This is a genomic window from Nevskia sp. (assembly GCF_021732705.1).
In the GTDB taxonomy this organism is placed as follows: domain Bacteria; phylum Pseudomonadota; class Gammaproteobacteria; order Nevskiales; family Nevskiaceae; genus Nevskia.
On the sequence record NZ_JAKFUM010000006.1, the window covers coordinates 305,812 to 320,746 of the forward strand.

11 protein-coding genes are annotated in these 14,935 nt (G+C 65.9%); 9 read left to right on the top strand and 2 right to left on the bottom strand.

From position 1 onward, the window contains the following. Window positions 1-125 precede the first annotated feature (125 nt). A complete protein-coding gene (locus tag QZ951_RS06815; RefSeq protein WP_292999784.1) occupies window positions 126-3,566 on the top strand; it encodes a pyruvate carboxylase in 3,441 nt (1,146 codons plus the stop codon). Between the two features lie 42 nt (window positions 3,567-3,608). Beyond that, complete coding sequence (locus QZ951_RS06820) at window positions 3,609-4,568, top strand: beta-ketoacyl-ACP synthase III (RefSeq protein ID WP_292999785.1); 960 nt, start codon at window positions 3,609-3,611, stop codon at window positions 4,566-4,568. A 1-nt stretch (window position 4,569) separates the two neighbouring features. Here QZ951_RS06820 and QZ951_RS06825 read toward each other — a convergent pair whose 3' ends face one another. Next, the gene (locus QZ951_RS06825) at window positions 4,570-5,364 is read right to left on the bottom strand and encodes a hypothetical protein (protein WP_292999786.1); all 795 of its coding nucleotides are present in this window, start codon (window positions 5,362-5,364) and stop codon (window positions 4,570-4,572) included. Between the two features lie 346 nt (window positions 5,365-5,710). On the opposite strand from QZ951_RS06825, the gene QZ951_RS06830 reads away from it, so the two are divergent. From QZ951_RS06830 to QZ951_RS06860, 7 genes are all read left to right on the top strand, one after another. Further along, the gene (locus QZ951_RS06830; RefSeq protein ID WP_292999787.1) at window positions 5,711-6,520 is read left to right on the top strand and encodes an alpha/beta hydrolase; all 810 of its coding nucleotides are present in this window, start codon (window positions 5,711-5,713) and stop codon (window positions 6,518-6,520) included. 172 nt (window positions 6,521-6,692) lie between these two features. Then, a complete protein-coding gene (gene rplU / locus QZ951_RS06835; protein ID WP_292999856.1) occupies window positions 6,693-7,004 on the top strand; it encodes a 50S ribosomal protein L21 in 312 nt (103 codons plus the stop codon). Window positions 7,005-7,034: 30 nt separating this feature from the next. Then, window positions 7,035-7,292 (top strand): 50S ribosomal protein L27, encoded by a 258-nt coding sequence (gene rpmA / locus QZ951_RS06840; RefSeq protein ID WP_292999788.1) that lies wholly within the window; start codon window positions 7,035-7,037, stop codon window positions 7,290-7,292. A gap of 130 nt (window positions 7,293-7,422) precedes the next feature. Further along, window positions 7,423-8,538, top strand: coding sequence for an Obg family GTPase CgtA (gene cgtA / locus QZ951_RS06845; RefSeq protein WP_292999789.1), 1,116 nt, complete (start codon window positions 7,423-7,425; stop codon window positions 8,536-8,538). Window positions 8,539-8,554: 16 nt separating this feature from the next. After that, the gene (gene proB, locus QZ951_RS06850; RefSeq protein WP_292999790.1) at window positions 8,555-9,691 is read left to right on the top strand and encodes a glutamate 5-kinase; all 1,137 of its coding nucleotides are present in this window, start codon (window positions 8,555-8,557) and stop codon (window positions 9,689-9,691) included. Between the two features lie 232 nt (window positions 9,692-9,923). After that, on the top strand, window positions 9,924-11,138 hold the full coding sequence (locus QZ951_RS06855; protein WP_292999791.1) for an efflux RND transporter periplasmic adaptor subunit: 1,215 nt from the start codon (window positions 9,924-9,926) through the stop codon (window positions 11,136-11,138). 33 nt (window positions 11,139-11,171) lie between these two features. Further along, the gene (locus QZ951_RS06860; RefSeq protein ID WP_292999792.1) at window positions 11,172-14,417 is read left to right on the top strand and encodes an efflux RND transporter permease subunit; all 3,246 of its coding nucleotides are present in this window, start codon (window positions 11,172-11,174) and stop codon (window positions 14,415-14,417) included. Window positions 14,418-14,612: 195 nt separating this feature from the next. Here QZ951_RS06860 and rpsT read toward each other — a convergent pair whose 3' ends face one another. Further along, window positions 14,613-14,876: a 30S ribosomal protein S20 gene (gene rpsT / locus QZ951_RS06865; protein ID WP_292999793.1), complete on the bottom strand. Its 264-nt coding sequence runs from the start codon at window positions 14,874-14,876 to the stop codon at window positions 14,613-14,615. Window positions 14,877-14,935 lie beyond the last annotated feature (59 nt).

The window sequence follows — 14,935 nt, forward strand, 5'->3', positions numbered from 1 at the left end:
CACCTGCTGCTGTCACCGCTTGTGCTGTAATCCACCCTGATTTCAATCACGGCCACGGGAATGGCCGTCATTCCAGCGTTTCAAGGCCTTCTTCCACCTTACATACAAGAACTGCTCCCGGGACCATGTCTATCCGCAAGCTGCTGGTTGCCAACCGAGGCGAGATCGCGATTCGCGTGATGCGCGCTGCCGCCGAAATGGGAATTCGCACCGTCTCGATCTACGCGCACGAAGACCGTTTCGCGCTGCATCGCTTCAAGGCCGACGAAAGCTATCTCGTCGGCGCCGGACAGAAGCCGATCGCGGCGTATCTGGACATTCCGGACATCATCCGGATCGCCAAGTCGGCCGGTGTCGATGCCATCCACCCCGGCTATGGCTTCCTGTCGGAAAACCCGCTGTTCGCCGAGGCCTGCGCCGCCGCCGGCATCCTGTTCATCGGTCCGAAGCCGGACGTCCTGCGGGCACTGGGCGACAAGGTCGCCGCGCGTGCGGCTGCGGAAGCCGCCAACGTGCCGGTGCTGTCGGCGTCGCAGGCATTGCCGCGCGATATCGAGGAAGTGAAGAAGATCGCGGCCGGCATCGGCTACCCGGTGATGCTGAAGGCGAGTTGGGGCGGCGGTGGCCGCGGCATGCGTGCGATCGAGAACGAAGCGGAACTCCAGTCGGCCGTGGAGTCGGCACGGCGCGAATCGCTGGCGGCCTTCGGCAATGACGAGGCCTATTTCGAGAAGCTCATCCGCCGCGCGCGTCACGTCGAAGTGCAGGTGCTGGGCGATCAGCACGGCAACCTGATCCACCTGTTCGAGCGTGACTGCTCGGTGCAGCGCCGCAACCAGAAAGTGGTCGAGCGCGCGCCGGCGCACTACCTGACGCCGGAACGGCGGATCGAGCTGTGCGACGCGGCCGTTCGGCTCTGTCGGCAGGTGGGCTACACCCACGCCGGCACGGTCGAATTCCTGATGGATGCCGACACCAACCATTTCTATTTCATCGAGGTCAATCCACGCATTCAGGTCGAGCACACCGTCACCGAGGAAGTGACCGGTGTCGACATCGTCAAGGCTCAGATCCGGGTGTCCGAAGGCGCGAAGATCGGTGCGCCGGACGGCCTGCTGCCGGCGCAGGACAAGATCAAGCTCGATGGTTTCGCGCTGCAGTGCCGAGTCACCACCGAAGATCCGGAAAACGGTTTCACTCCGGATTACGGCCGCATCCTCGCGTATCGCAGCCCGGCCGGTTTCGGACTGAGACTCGATGGCGGCACCTCGTATTCCGGTGCCGTGATCACGCCGTACTACGACTCGTTGCTGGTGAAAGTCACCGCCTGGGCGCCGACGGCAGCCGAGGCGATTTCGCGAATGGACCGCGCGCTGCGCGAATTCCGGATTCGCGGGCTGTCGACCAATCTCCAGTTTCTGGAGAACGTCATTTCGCATCCGCTGTTCAAGTCCGGCGAGTGCACGACGCGCTTCATCGACACCACGCCGGAACTGTTCCGATTCACGGCGCGGCGCGACCGGGCGACCAAGGTGCTGCGCTTCATCGGCGATGTCGCGATCAACGGCAATCCTGAAATGAAGGGCCGCAAGGCGCCGCAGGGCATTCTGGCCAAGCCGATCCGGCCGAAACTCGATCTGCTGAGCGCGCCACCCAAAGGGCTGCGCGACGAATTGAAGGCACGCGGGCCGAAAGGCTTTGCCGACTGGATCAAGGCACAGCCGCAGGTGCTGCTGACCGACACCACGATGCGCGATGCCCACCAGAGCCTGTTCGCCACGCGCATGCGCACGCGCGACATGCTCGACATCGCGCCGCACTACGCGCGGCTGGTGCCGCAACTGCTGTCGCTGGAATGCTGGGGCGGCGCGACGTTCGACGTGGCGATGCGCTTTTTGAAGGAAGACCCGTGGCAGCGGCTGACGATGCTGCGCGCGGCGGTGCCGAACATTCCATTCCAGATGCTGCTGCGCTCGGCCAATGCCGTCGGATACACCAATTACCCGGACAACGTCGTTCGCTATTTCGTGCAGCAGGCGGCGAAGCATGGCATCGACATCTTCCGCGTGTTCGACTCGCTGAATGCCGTCGACAACATGCAGGTCGCGATGGAAGCGGTGATCGAGGCCGGCGGCGTCTGCGAAGGCACGATCTGCTACACGGGCGACCTGTTCGATGCCGCGCGCCCGAAATACAACCTGAAGTACTACGTCGAGATGGCGAAGCGGCTGGAGAAGTCCGGCGCGCACATCCTCGGCATCAAGGACATGGCCGGCATCTGCAAGCCGCGGGCCGCGCGCGAACTGGTCAAGGCGTTGAAGAACGAGATCGGCCTGCCGATCCATTTCCATACCCACGACACCAGCGGCATCGCCGCCGCCAGTGTGCTGGCTGCGATCGAAGCCGGCTGCGATGCCGTGGACGGCGCGATGGATGCGATGTCCGGACTGACGTCACAGCCGAACCTCGGCGCGATTGCGGCTGCACTGTCCGGCTCCGAGCGCGATCCGCGGGTCGATTTCGACGCGATGCAGTCGCTGTCCGATTACTGGGAAGGCGTGCGTCGCTATTACGCGCCGTTCGAGGCCGACATCCGCTCCGGCACTGCCGATGTCTATCGCCACGAGATGCCGGGCGGGCAGTACACGAATCTGCGCGAGCAGGCACGAGCGCTGGGTCTGGAAGCGCGCTGGCCGGAAGTGTCGCGTGCGTACGCGGCCGTGAACCAGTTGTTCGGCGACATCGTGAAGGTGACGCCGACCTCGAAGGTGGTCGGCGACATGGCGCTGTTCATGGTCGGCAACGGCCTGACGCCGGACGACGTCACCAATCCCGATCGCGACATCGATTTTCCGGAGTCCGTGGTCAGCCTGTTCAAGGGTGAACTCGGCGTGCCGCCGGATGGCTGGCCGACGGCGCTGCAGCACAAGATCCTGAAGGGCAAGCCGCCGCTGGCGGGGCGCCCGGGGGCTTCGATGGCACCGGTCGACTTGGCGTCGACGAAGATCGAGGTCGAGAAACTGGTCGGCGAGGCGATCGGCGAGGCCGATCTGGCGTCGTATCTGATGTATCCGAAGGTGTTCCGCGACTTCGTCGAGCATCGCAAGCTGTTCGGCGATGTCTCCACCTTGCCGACGCCGACGTTTTTCTATGGTCTGCAGGATCAGGAAGAGATCAGCGTCGACATCGATACCGGCAAGACGCTGGTCATTCGCCTGCAGAGCCGCACGGAGCTGGAAGACGAAGGTGTGGTGAAGCTGTTCTTCGAGCTCAATGGCCAGTCGCGCCTCGTGCGCGTGCCGAAAGCCGGCGCCACCGCGCAGTTCGAGACGCCGAAGGCCGACGAGGGCAACGCCAGCCATGTCGGGGCACCGATGCCGGGCATGGTGGTGCGCATCGCCGTGCAGAAAGGCCAGACCGTGGCGCGTGGCGAGCCATTGCTGGCACTGGAGGCGATGAAGATGGAGACCGTGCTCGGCGCGCCGCGCGATGGCAAGGTGAAGGCGATCCACGCCAAGCCGGGCAGCACGGTGAACACTCGTGACCTTTTGATCGAGCTGGAATAAGGGCTGGGGTGGCGGTCTGGCCGCGCGCTAAACTGCGCGGCTATGACCTACTCCCGCATCGTTGGCACCGGCAGCTACCTGCCGAAGCGCATCGTCACCAATCGCGAGCTCGAAGACCGGATCGAGACCAGTGACGACTGGATTGTCAGCCGCACCGGCATCGAGGCGCGACACGTTGCCGCCGACGATGAACTGACCAGCGACCTGGCCCTGCACGCCGCGCGCAATGCGATGACGGCGGCTGGCGTGACCGCCGACGAGATCGATCTGATCATCGTCGCGACCACGACGCCGGACATGGTCTTTCCGTCCACGGCCTGTCTCGTGCAGGCCAAGCTCGGCGTGACCAAGGGCGCTGCGTTCGATGTGCAGGCGGTCTGCACCGGGTTCATCTATGCACTCGCGATTGCCGACAAGCTCGTGGCCTGTGGTCAGCACAAGTGCGCGCTGGTGATTGGCGCGGAAGTGTTCTCGCGCATCCTCGACTGGAACGATCGCCGCACCTGCGTGCTGTTCGGCGACGGCTCCGGGGCGGTGGTGCTGAAGACGTCCGAGACGCCGGGAATCCTGTCGTCGCACCTGCATTCGGACGGCTCGCTGAGTCACATCCTGCGCGTGCCAGGCGGCATTGCCGGCGGCCAGCTGCGCGGCTCGCCCTATCTGGAGATGGACGGGCAGTCGGTCTATCGCGTCGCGGTCAAGTCGCTGAGCGAGTGCGCGCAGGAAGCGCTGACGAAGAACAATGTCACCGCCGACCAGCTCGACTGGTACGTGCCGCACCAGGCCAACATCCGCATCATCAACACGCTGGCGGAGAAGGTCGGCGTGCCGAAGGACAAGGTCGTGGTGACGGTGGCCCAGCAGGGCAACACGTCGGCGGCGTCGGTGCCGCTGGCGCTCGATGCGGCGGTCAAGGACGGCCGGATCAAGCACGGCAATCTGGTGATGCTGCAGGGTGTCGGCGGCGGGATGACCTGGGGGTCCGTGCTGCTGCGCTGGTGATTCAGGGCGCCTGCGACAGCGTGATGCCGGTGCTGATCAGCGTCCAGATGCCGATGCCGATGCTGATGGCGCCGACGGCACCGGTCAGCACCCGATGCAGCAAGGTCACGGAGCCGGCCGACAGCCGCAGCGGGACCGCGATCGCCAGCGACAGCAGCGCCATGCCCGCAATCGATCCGGCGCCGAACAGCGCGATGTAGAGCAGCCCGCTGGTGATCGACGTGGCCTGCTGCAGCGTCATCACCGTCAGCGCCGCGGTGCCGGCCATGCCATGCATCATCCCGACCAGCAATGCCCGCAGCGGCAAACCCGGAATCTCCGGATGCACGTGCGGCGCCATGCCGTGAATGGCAGCGCGCTGATCGGGCCGGAATTGCAGCGCCGAAAACTCGAGCCCCGCGGCTCGCGGCGGCGCAACCGGTGTCGGCCCGCCATGCAGGTGGCTGTGGAAGTGTTCGCGCTCGCCGGGACCGTGGCGATGACGATGGACATGCATCGGATTGCCGGCGAGACGGCGCAGCACGTCGACACCGAGCGCGACGAGCATGACGCCGACCGCCATCTCCAGCAGCGGCACGAACTGCTGCGGCAGGGCGCGGCCCAGCACCAGCACGGTGCCGCCGAGCAGGAACAGCGTCAGCGCGTGGCCGAAGCCCCAGGCCACGCCTTGGCGCAGCGCCTGCGGCAGGCTGTTCTGGCGGGTCGTCAGCGCGGCCACGGCGGCGATGTGGTCACTGTCGGTCGCGTGCTGCACGCCGAGCAAAAAACCGAAGACCAGGACTGACCACTCGCTCACGCGGTCATGCCCTCGCGGCCAACGCGCGACGACTCGCCGGCAGGAACGAGGTCCGGACGTCGATCAGCAAGGCAGCGGCAAGACGGGGCAGCGGGCATCGGGCGTGGCGCGGGCGGCGGCTGGCGTAGGAAACGGCGGTGATTCCTCACAAGCTGCGCAGGATAACGCTCCAACGCCGTTCGATGGCGACTCGCGGCGTCGAAGGGCGCCAGCGGCACGGGCCGGGCGACTCGACCAGGGCTGGCAGGGCAGGCGGCAAACGGCGGTTTCATCGCGTGCGCGGCTCATCGATACTGCACGACCGGCGACAAGGTTGATGCCGGCACGCCATTCGAACCCGAGAGCCATGATCCGAGTCCAGAACGCCGAGGTCTTCGTCCACCGTCGTGGTCCGCGTGGCGGCACGCCGCTGCTGCTGATCCACGGCAATCCCGATTCGCACCGGATGTGGCTGCCGATGATCGAGCATCTGGCCGACCGCTTCGACTGCATCGCCCCGGATCTGCCAGGTTTCGGGGCTTCCGCGCTGCCCGCAAACAACGACGTGAGCCTGGCCGGCTTCGCGCGCTGGACCGACGACCTGATTGCCGCACTCGAACTCGATCAGCCGGTCGACCTGATGGTTCACGACATCGGCGGCTTCTATGGTCTGGCCTGGGCAGCCCTGCATCCGGACAAACTGCGGCGGCTGGTCGTCAGCAACACACTGCTGCATGCCGACTATCAATGGCACTTCTGGGCGCGGGTCTGGCGGTCCGGACTTGGCGAGCTGTCGATGAAGGCGTTCGACTGGCCGGTGATCGGCCCGACCGCACTCGGCATCACGATGCGCATCGGCGGGCCCTTGCTGACCAAGGCGCAACTCGATGAAACCTTTGCCAACTTTCATCCAAAGGCGCGGGCGCAGGTGCTCCGGATCTATCGCGAGACCGATCCGGCGAAGTTCGCGCCGTGGGAGCAGCCGATGCTGGCCTGTACTGCGCAGCGGCCGACCCGGGTGATCTGGGGCGCGCGCGATCCGTTCATTCCGTTGTCGTTCTGCCAGCGCTTCGGCGCTGCCGACGTGCAGGTGCTGACCGATGCCGGTCATTGGGCAGCGGCGGAAGCGCCCGAGCGGGTCGCGGACCTGGTTCGCGAGCACCTGACGATCGCCTAGCGATGTTCGTCGCGGATCGCGGCCCGCCGCAGATCGTGCACCGGCCGGGCGGTTTGACCGCGGCTGCCTGCAAAACTAGAATGTCGAGTTCACGGGGCCGCTCGTGGCTGTTGCTGTCGGCGGGATGGCCTTACAAAAGCAACTAGATGGTTTCATTCTTTTGGAGTTTTTCATGTACGCCGTCATCAAAACGGGTGGTAAGCAGTACCGGGTTGCCCCGGGCGAGTCCCTGAAGATCGAGACGATCGAAGCCGCTGTCGGCGACGTCGTCAGCTTCAGCGAAGTGCTGATGGTTGCCGATGGCGACGCGATCAAGGTCGGCGCGCCGACCGTCGCTGGCGCCACGGTCAAGGCGGAAGTCACGGCCCACGGCCGCGGCGACAAGATCCGCATCATCAAGCACCGCCGCCGCAAGCACTATCACAAAGAGCAGGGCCACCGGCAGAACTTCACCGCAATCACGATCAAGGAGATCGTCGCCTGAGGGCGACGTTCTTAACGCAGGAGTACAGAAATGGCACACAAGAAAGCTGGTGGTTCAACCCGTAACGGTCGCGATTCGCAGGCCAAGCGCCTCGGCGTCAAGCGTTTCGGCGGCGAGATGGTGATCGCCGGCAACATCATCATCCGTCAGCGTGGCACCCAGGTGCACCCGGGCGTCAATTGCGGCATCGGCACCGACCACACGCTGTTCGCGAAGGCCGATGGCCACGTGAAGTTCGTGACCCGCGGTCCGCACGGTCGCAAGTTCGTCGATATCGTCGCGGCCTGATCCGCGTCTGCATCGCGACAAGGCCCCGCACAACGGGGCCTTGTCGTTTCTGCACCCCGTTGTCTCGCTTGCTGCTGCAAGACGTTGATTCCGCAGTCCGATTTGCTGTTCTCCAGAGTTGCCGCAGACCATGAAATTCGTCGACGAAGCCACCATCCGCGTTGAAGCCGGTGACGGCGGCAATGGCTGCGTCAGCTTCCGGCGCGAGCGCGCGATTCCGCTCGGCGGCCCCGATGGCGGCGACGGCGGTGACGGCGGCACGGTTTGGGTCGTGTCGGAACCGAATCTGAACTCGCTGGCCGATTTCCGCTTCAACCGCGTGTTCCGCGCCAAGCGCGGCGAGAACGGCTCCGGCTCCGATTGCCGTGGCGCCGGCGGCGAGGACATCGAAATCCCGATGCCGCTCGGCACCCAGATCTTCGATGTCGACACCGAGGAACTGATTGGCGAATTGACGATGAAGGGCCAGCGCATCAAGGTCGCCGCCGGCGGCTTCCACGGCCTCGGGAACACCCGTTTCAAGTCGTCGACCAACCGCGCGCCGCGCCGCGCCAGCCCCGGTTCGCCCGGCGAACGCCGCGACCTGCGTCTGGAACTGAGCGTGCTGGCCGACGTCGGCCTGCTCGGCATGCCGAATGCCGGCAAGTCGACCCTGCTCGGTGCGGTTTCGGCCGCGCGTCCGAAGATCGCCGATTACCCGTTCACCACCCTGTACCCGCAGCCCGGCGTGGTGTCGGTCGGCCAGAACCGCAGCTTCGTGATGGTCGACATTCCCGGCATCATCGAAGGTGCGGCGGAGGGGGCGGGTCTGGGCATCCGATTCCTCAAGCATCTGCAGCGCACGCGCCTTTTGCTGCATCTGGTCGACATCCTGCCGCCGGACGATGCCGACATCGTCGACAACATCGAGACGATCATTGCCGAACTCGGCGAGTTCAGCGAAGAACTGGCCGGCCGCGAGCAGTGGCTGGTGTTCAACAAGATCGATCTGATGACCGACGAGGAATCGGACGCGCTGATCGACGACGCGCTCGACCGGCTCGGCTGGACGGGCCGCCATTACCGCATTTCCGCCGGTGCCCGGCGCAATCTCGAACCGCTGTGCAAGGACGCGATGGAGTGGGTCGAGGCGCATGCGCCGGTGCGCACGGTGCCGGACTACACGCTGCTCGATGATGCGCCGCCGGTGCGACCGGTTGCGGCACCTGATGACCACGACGACGCCGACGACGATCTCGACGCCTGAACTGCAAGACCGAGTCATGACGCAGACGAAAAGCCGTGAAACGCTGAATACCAGCCGGCGCTGGGTGATCAAGGTCGGCAGCGCGATGGTCACCGCGCGCGGCCGCGGGCTCGATCGCGAAGCGATCGCCGACTGGTGCGCGCAGATCGCCGCATTGCGTGCGCAAGGCCGGCAGGTGGTGCTGGTCTCGTCCGGTGCCGTTGCCGAAGGCATGGCGCGGCTTGGCATGAGCAAGCGCCCGACCAACCTGCATGGCCTGCAGGCCGCCGCCGCCGTGGGCCAGATGGGCCTCGTGCGCGCCTACGAGACCGAATTCGAGAAGCACGGGCTGCGCGCCGCGCAGATCCTGCTGACCCATGACGATGTCTCCGACCGTGGCCGGTATCTGAATGCACGCGGCACGTTGAACACGCTGCTGGAACTGGGCGTGGTCCCGGTCGTCAACGAGAACGACACGGTCGCGACCGATGAAATACGACTCGGCGACAACGACACGCTCGGGGCCTTGACCGTCAACCTGATCGAAGCCGACCTGCTGGTGATCCTGACCGACCAGCAAGGCCTCTACGACTCGGATCCGCGCAACAACCCGGATGCCAGGCTGCTGTCGGAAGCGGACCTGTCGGACCCGAACCTCGGCGGCATGGCGGGCGAAACCAAGGGTGAACTGGGCCGCGGCGGCATGCGGACCAAGCTCACCGCGGCGCACTGGGCGGCGCGCTCGGGCGCGGCAACGGTGATCGCCTACGGCCGCACGCCGGATGCACTGCTGAAGATTGCCGCCGGCGAGTCGATCGGCACCTTGCTGAAGCCGGCGCAATCGGTGATGGCGTCGCGCAAGCGCTGGATTGCCGGCCAGTTGCAGGTCCGTGGCCGACTGACGCTCGACGATGGCGCGGTGAAGGTGCTGCGCGAGCAGGGCCGCAGCCTGCTGCCGGTCGGCGTGCGGCAGGTCAGCGGCGAGTTCGATCGCGGCGATCTGGTGCTGTGCCTCGATGCCGACGGGCGGGAAATCGCGCGCGGGCTGGTCAATTATGATGCTACCGAAGCGGCGCGGATCGTCGGCGCGCCCAGCACCGACATCGCCGGGCGTCTCGGCTACCCGGGCGAGCCGGAGCTGATCCACCGCGACAATCTCGTGCTCGCGGTCTGATCGTTCCGCCGCACGGGTCGCGCCCGCGCGTCCGGACGCTGCAACACGGTCGTCGAACGGCAACAGGGCCGCAGCCGCTGGCCGGCAAGCCGATCGAGACCCCGATCAAACCCCGGTGAAAGCTGCTGCATCCAAGCGGCAGCTTGGCTGCATCAAACGCGCATTAGCGTTTCCAGCCACCATGACAGATCGGCAGCGCGCCACGCGCGACCGCCGAACGGGGACTTTCAGGATGAGTGCAATGACCCACAGCGGGCCCGTCAACGGCGTGCGCAGTTTCGGAACCATCTGGAAGATCGTCGCGGCGCTCGCGGTGATCGCCGCGCTGGGCGGCGGCCTGGTGCTGCTCCAGTCCGGCGACACGGCGGCACCCGCCGCCGTTGCCAAGGACGGCAAGACCCCGACCGGCCCGCGCGAACTCGCGGCCGCCGATGTCGCGACCGTCGAGCTTCGAACGCTGGCGCGCGCGCTGCCGCTGTCCGGCTCGCTGACGCCGCTGGTGCAGACCACGGTCAAGGCCAAGGTCTCCGGCGAGCTGCTGGAGATGACGGTGCGCGAGGGGCAGGCGGTGACCAAGGGGCAAGTGCTGGCCCGCATCGACATCAAGAATCTCGGCGCCCAACTCGACTCGCAACGCGCGGCGCTCGAGAAGGCGCGCGCCGACTTGTCGCTGGCCAAGATCAATCGCGACAACAACGCCGCGATGCTGAAGGAAAAGTTCATCTCGCAGAATGCCTACGACTCTGCGGCCAGCACTTACGAAGCGGCGGCCGCGTCCGTGCGCGTGGCCGAGGCCCAGGCGCGGCTGGCCCAGATCGGCGTCGAGGATGCCGTGGTCCGCGCGCCGATCGCCGGCATCGTGTCGCAGCGCATGGCGCAACCGGGCGAAAAGGTGTCGTCGGACCTGCCGCTGCTCGCCATCGTCGATCTGACCAAGCTGGAGCTGGAAGCACCGGCACCGGCGTCCGAGATTCCGTCGGTCAGGATCGGGCAGGTTGGCCAGTTCAAAGTCGGCGGCTACGGCGATCGCGTGTTCGAGGCCAAGGTCGAGCGGATCAACCCGGCCACCGATGCCGGCACCCGCTCGATCAAGCTGTATCTGTCGGTCGACAACAGCGATGGCGCGCTGCGCGGCGGCATGTTCGCGCAGGGCGAACTGGTGCTCGACAAGACCGCCCCGGCGCCGACGGTGCCGACCTCCGCCATCCGCAGCGACGCCGGCGTGACCTATGTGCTGGTCGTCGACAACGGCAAGCTGGTACGCCGCACGGTCACCTTGGGCCTCAAGACCGACGACAACAGCTACGTCGAGGTCGTGGATGGCCTCAGTGTCGGCACGCAGGTGCTGTCGGCGAAGATCGACACGTTGCTGCCCGGCGCCGAGATCACCATCGCCAAGGCTGCCGAACCCGGCGCCGCGACGGCTCCGGCCGGCGTTCAGAAGTAATCCGCAAGCCGCGATCACGGAGCGCCAACACGCATGTGGATCACCAAGACCAGTGTCAATCAGCCGGTGTTCGCGACCATGGTCATGGTCGCGATCCTGGTGCTCGGCGTGTTCTCGTACCAGCGCCTGCCGGTCGAAAAGCTGCCGGATGTCTCGGTGCCGGTGCTCAGCATCTCGGTGCAGTATCCGGGCGCTTCGCCGGAGGCGGTCGAGAACGACCTGCTGAAGCCGATCGAGGAAGTGGTGAACTCGGTCGAAGGCGTCAAGCGCATCTGGGGTACGGCGCGCGAAGGTCTGGGCTTCATGTCGGTGGAGTTCGATCTGCAGGTCGATGCCGCCCGTGCGGCGCAGGAAACCCGTGACAAGGTCGCGCAGATCCAGCCGAGCTTCCCGCGCGATGCCAAGGCACCGTTGATCTCGCGCACCAACAACGACGAGAACCAGCAGCCGATCATCAATCTGGCGGTCTATTCCGACACGCGCACGCTGCGCGAGGTCTCGACGCTCGTCGACCAGATCATCGTCAAGCGGCTGCAGACCGTGCTGGGCGTTGGCAACATCGCGATCAACGGTCAGTCCGAGCGTCAGATCCAGATCTTCCTGAAGCCGGATGCGCTGGAGGCATATCGCGTCGGCGTCGATCAGGTGATTGCCGCGATCCAGGCCGCGAATCAGGACTTGCCGGCCGGCACGATCAGCCGAGGCGACTCCGAACAGCTGGTGCGGGTCGAAGGGCGCATCAAGGATCCGGCGGCATTCGCCCGGGTGATCGTCGCGTCGACCGGTGGCACGCCGGTCTATCTCGGCCAGATTGCCGAGGTGGTCGATGGCGAAGCCGAGGAAACCTCGATCTCGCGCGTCGATGGCCGCCGCGCGGTGGCGCTCGACATCTTCAAGGTACAGGGCTCGAACATCGTCTCGGTCGGCGATGGTGTGGCCGAAAAGATCGCGCTGCTGAAGAAGGAACTGCCGCCGGACGTCACGATCAAGACCATCTACGCGTCGGTCGACGACATTCGGGCGTCGGTCGAGCAGGTCAAGGAAACGATCATCGAAGGCGGCCTGCTGACGGTGCTGATCGTGTTCCTGTTCCTGCATTCGTGGCGCTCGACCATCATCACCGGCCTGACCCTGCCGATCTCGGTGCTGGCCACGTTCATCGCGCTGCACGCGTTCGGCTTCACGCTGAACTTCCTGACCTTGATGGCGCTGAGCCTGTGCATCGGTCTGCTGATCGATGACGCGATCGTGGTGCGCGAGAACATCGTGCGCCACCTGCAGATGGGCAAGAGCCATGTCCGCGCCGCACTCGACGGCACGCAGGAAATCGGCGTGGCGGTGATGGCGACGACGTTCGCGATCCTTGCCGTGTTCGTGCCGGTGGCGTTCATGAGCGGCATCATCGGTCGCTTCTTCTTCCAGTTCGGCATCACCGTGGCGGTGGCGGTTCTGGTCAGCCTGTTCGTCAGCTTCACGCTGGACCCGATGCTGTCCGCCGTCTGGCGCGATCCGCCGGAGAACCGCTTCAAGTACGTGCCGTGGCTCGGCCGTTTGATGGAGAAGGTGGAGCACGGCGTCGAAGCCTTGCACCGGGTCTATGGTCGCGTGCTCGCCTGGGCGCTGCGCACCGAGCGCCGCCGGGTCTGGTTCCCGCTGTTCGGACTCGCGCATGCGGCGCGCAAGCTCGACTGGCGCCAGATCGGCACGGTGTCGAACCGCGGCATCGTGTTGTGGATCGCCGCCGTCACGTTCTTCGGGAGCTTCGGGCTGCTGCCGTTCATCGGCAGCGAGTTCTTCCCGCGCGGCGATGACGGCTTCACTTCGATCCGCATCAACACGCCGATCGGTTCCAGCCTCGAATACACCAAGGCCAAGGCCGATCAAGTCGAAGTGATCCTGAAGGAATTCCCGGAGATCGAGACGATCGCGACGCAGATCGGCACCGAGGAAGGCAAGAACTACGCGCGCATGAACCTGCGCCTGGTTGATCGCTGGACGACGCACCGGCGCCCGCAGAAGGACATCGAGAAAGCGCTGCGCGAGCGCGTGGCGAGCGTCGCCGGCGTCAATCTGACCGTCGGCTTCGGCGGTTCGATCTTCATCTCGCTGCTCGGTCCGGATGCCGGCAAGCTGACCGAGATCACGCAGGCGGTGATGGTGGAGATGGCCAAGGTCCGTGGCATCGCCGATCTGGAAAGCAGCGAGAAGGGCGGCAGCCCGGGGCTCGCGGTCCGCATCAACAATGATCTGGCCAGCGACCTCGGTCTGAGCAATGCCCGGATCGGACAGGCACTGCGGCCGCTGATCGCAGGCGACCAGATCAGCCACTGGCTCGGGCCGGACGGCCAGAACTACGACGTGATCGTGCGTCTGCCGCGCGGCAATCGCGAAATCGCCGGCGATCTCGGTGCGCTGTCGCTGACCAGCACGCGCCTCGACGCCAATGGCGCGCCGATGCTGGTGCCGCTGCGTCAGGTCGCGGAACTGGCCGAAACGACCAGTCCGCAGCAGATCAAGCGCCAGAACCTGCAGCGTCGCGTGTCGATCTACGCCAACGCCGAAGGCCGGCCGGCCGGCGATGTCGGCGACGACGTCAAGAAGATCATCAACAACTGGCCGCTGCCGCCGGGCTACCGCTGGGATATCGGGGGCCAGCAGGCGGATCAGGACGAATCCGGTCAGGCGGCGCTGGCGGCGCTGGGTCTGGCCGTGATCTTCATCTATCTGATCCTGGCGTCGCAGTTCGGCAGCTTCCTGCAGCCGATCGCGATCATGGTATCGCTGCCGCTGTCGCTGGCCGGTGTCTTCATCGCGCTGCTGGTCACCGGCACGACGCTGAATATGTTCTCGATCATCGGCTTCATCATGCTGATGGGTCTGGTGACCAAGAACGCGATCCTGCTCGTCGATTTCACCAACCAGAGCCTGCGCGAGGGCTACGGACTGCGCGACGCGCTGTTGCGGGCCGGACAGGTACGTCTGCGGCCGATCATCATGACCACGCTGGCGATGATCTTCGGCATGCTGCCGATGGCGATCGGTGCCGGCGCGGGTGGTGAGACCAATGCGGCGATGGGCCGTGCGGTGATCGGTGGCGTGATCACCTCCAGCCTGCTGACGCTGGTCGTGGTGCCGGTGCTGTTCACCTACCTGCAGCGGATCGGCGAGCGGGCATCGCGCTGGTTCGCATCCGGGGCCGATGACGGCCATCTGCCGCCGACCGTGCGTGGCGGGGGCGCGCCGCTGGCGAGCCCGATGTCGCCGCGCCGCGACGACTGATCGTCGGGTTGGATCAGCAACGACGCGACCTTCGGGTCGCGTCGTCGTTTGCGCGGGCGGGAAGGCCGGCAATGCATCGGTGGCCAGCGCCCGGGTTCAAAGCCCTCGAGCGATCGACGGGCTGACAGACAAGAATCGCAGCCACAACGAAAAACGCGACCCGAAGGTCGCGTTTTTCTGGACGCTTCGCCCGAATCAGGCGAGGGCGTTGATGTGCGCCAGCAAGCGGCTCTTGTGGCGAGCGGCCTTGTTCTTGTGGATCAGGCCACGGTTTGCGTAGCGGTCAAGCACCGGCACCATCGCGGCGTAGGCGGCCTGCGCTTCCGGCTTCGACTTTGCTTCGATGGCGGCAACCACCTTGCGGATGGTGCTGCGGGTCATCGAGCGCTGGCTGGCATTGCGCTCGCGGTTCTGTTCGGACTGGCGTGCGCGCTTGCGCGCCTGCGGGGTGTTGGCCAAGGTAAAACTCCTGAAGCGGTTCGGTGTGACGGGAATTGCGACCTGTCGGCACCTTGAAG